This is a genomic window from Chrysiogenia bacterium, from assembly GCA_020434085.1.
Classification (GTDB): Bacteria; JAGRBM01; JAGRBM01; order JAGRBM01; family JAGRBM01; genus JAGRBM01.
Genome location: JAGRBM010000423.1, coordinates 1 through 2,453, shown reverse-complemented (window position 1 = coordinate 2,453; position 2,453 = coordinate 1). Strand labels below are relative to the sequence as shown.

The following is a 2,453-nucleotide window of genomic DNA, read 5'->3' as shown; positions in this document are numbered from 1 at the left end:
GCCAAACGGTATTGCTGTAAACCTACTAAAGTACTGTTTTGAGGTATTGCTGTGCGAAATGCGAAGTGCGAAATACGAAGTGCGAAGTGCGAAGTGCGAAATGCGAAGTGCGAAATGCAAAGTGCGAAATGCGAAGTGCGAAATGCGAAGTGCGAAATGCGAAATGCGAAATGCAAAGTGCGAAATGGACTCCGAATGTCCAGCTTTCGGATTTCCCACTTCCCACTTCCGACTTTGACACCGCCCCCTACAACAACCCCAACTCCCGCGCTCGCGCCACCGCCTCCGTGCGCCGCTGCACCTCCAGTTTGCCGAAGATATTCCGGTTGTGCCCTTTCACCGTGCTCAGGGCGAGGAAAAGCCGCTCGCTGATCTCCCGGTTCGAGAGGCCCCGGGCGATGAGTTGCAGGATTTCCAGCTCGCGTTCGCTCAACGGCTCGACAAGGGGTTGGGCGGAAGGAGTCCGGGGTGGAGATAAATAAGGCTGCTCTATGGCCTCACGGCCTTCCACGCCCAATGCAGACAGCAACCTGCCGGCATAACCCGGCAGTATCCCCTGGGCAGCGGCTTCGGACAATAGCCGGGCCATCGGCGGCCCTTCATCCGCAAAGATGCGGACGTACCCCTCGGGTTCGGCCAGGGCCAGGGCCCGCTCCAGGGGCACGAGCGCCAGAAGGAGATTGCCTTGCACCTCTTGAGCGAGGGCCTGCAGCATTACGATTTCGATCACGTTCCCCATTCTTCCTCCTTCTTCCGCAGCTTTCAGGAGGCGATCCAGGAGTTCTGTTGCTTCTTGAATGGAGCGATCTGCCCGATTGGTTTTATACTGGGCAATGCGTATTCTCGCCAACATGATGTGCTCGAACTCCCGCAGATAGCTGAGTTCATCCTCAATAGACAGGCCCCGCTCCCGCGCCCAATCCAGTGCCTCAGCTAACCGGTACTGCCTGATCCACAACCGCGCTTTCAGCGCCGCTATGGGACGAACATCCGGTACGGGACTTCGGTAATACAGCCGTTCCGCCTCGTCGAGCAGGCCGAGCGCGACGTCCAGGTTTCCCCGGGCTTCCTCCAACCGGGCGCGGGCCAGGCAAAAGCGATGCGGCCAATCCGGCAGGGCCGCCTGTTCGCCCAATTCCTCGCTTCTCAGCAGATACTCGGCGGCAGCGTTCAAATCGCCTCGCTCCCGGCGCAAATCACCCAATCCCAGATACAGGTCGGCGGTTCCCCGCAGGATGGGCTTGCCCTCCCCCGTTGCCAGTTGCAATGACCGCTCGTAGATGTTTACGGCCTCGCGGAGCCGGCCCTGTGCGATCCTGATGTCCGCCAGACCGTAGGTGCCACTGATGGCGAAAGAGAGGCTGCCTGTCTTCTGAAAATTGGCCATAGCTTCGGCAATAGCCCGGTGGGCGGCCTCCAGATCACCATGCGCCCAGGAGGCAAGCCCCAGGAGCGCAGCGGCTGGCCCGCGCCTGAGGTGGTCTTCCTCGGGCAACAAGCGGAGTGCCTGCCGGGCGTACTTCACGGCACCCGGCAAATTCCCGAGCGCTTGCGCGTGGTAGGCGCGGGCGGTGGCGATCGACGAAGGCAGAAACCGAAATTGCTCTTCGTCCACTACGGCCATTTCTCCCGATGGGCTTTCTTCCGCGCCATCCAGCCATCGTTCGGCCTCCCGAAGCCGAGCTTCGCCGGCTTCCATCTCGCCGCCGCTCAGCAGCGCCCAGGCAATCCCCACGAGGAGCACTGGCCGGGTACGGGCGGTCTCCTCCGGCAGGGCCTTCGCCCAACTCAGCCAGGTGGCGGTCTGAAAATTCTCATCCATCGCCGGCCAGGCCAGCTCGATCAGGCCCGCCGCCCGTCCGAAATCGGCAGCGGCAAGCGCATGGCGGACCGCATCAGCCGGCGAACCGTGTCGCTCGTACCATTCGCTCGCCCGCAAGTGCAGGGCAGGTAGCTGGCCGGAGAGTTCCTCCATCGAACGCGCCCGGAGTACATCAGCAAAAAGGTGGTGGTATCGAAACCAATGGCGCTTGTCATCCAACGGAACAACGAACAGGTTCTCCCGTTCCAGCATCTCCAGCATCCCTCTTCCATCTTCTTGCTCGGTAACTGCATCGCACAGCGGACCACATAACCGCTCCAGGATAGAGGTCTGCAGCAAGAAGCGGCGGACTCGTTCAGGCTGCTGATGAAGCCCCTCTTCTGCCAGATAGGCCAGCACAAAACGGTGGCTGCCGGTAAAAGCCTGGATAAAACCAGCGGTGTCGGCCCGCCCCTGCATGGAGAGGGCCGCCATCTGCAGGCCGGCAACCCAGCCTTCGGTGCGGGTTTCCAGCGCGGCGATGTCACCTGATGAGAGGTTGAGGCCCATCGCCTGGTTGAGGAAACCGGCGGCTTCGGAGGGCGTAAAACGCAAATCAGCGGCGCGCAGTTCAGTCAATTGGCCCCGGACG

At 61.4% G+C, this 2,453-nt stretch carries 1 protein-coding gene; it reads right to left on the bottom strand.

The features are described from left to right. Nucleotides 1–247: 247 nt before the first annotated feature. On the bottom strand, nucleotides 248–2,453 hold a 2,206-nt coding region (locus tag KDH09_14450), incomplete at its 5' end, for a tetratricopeptide repeat protein (protein MCB0220896.1).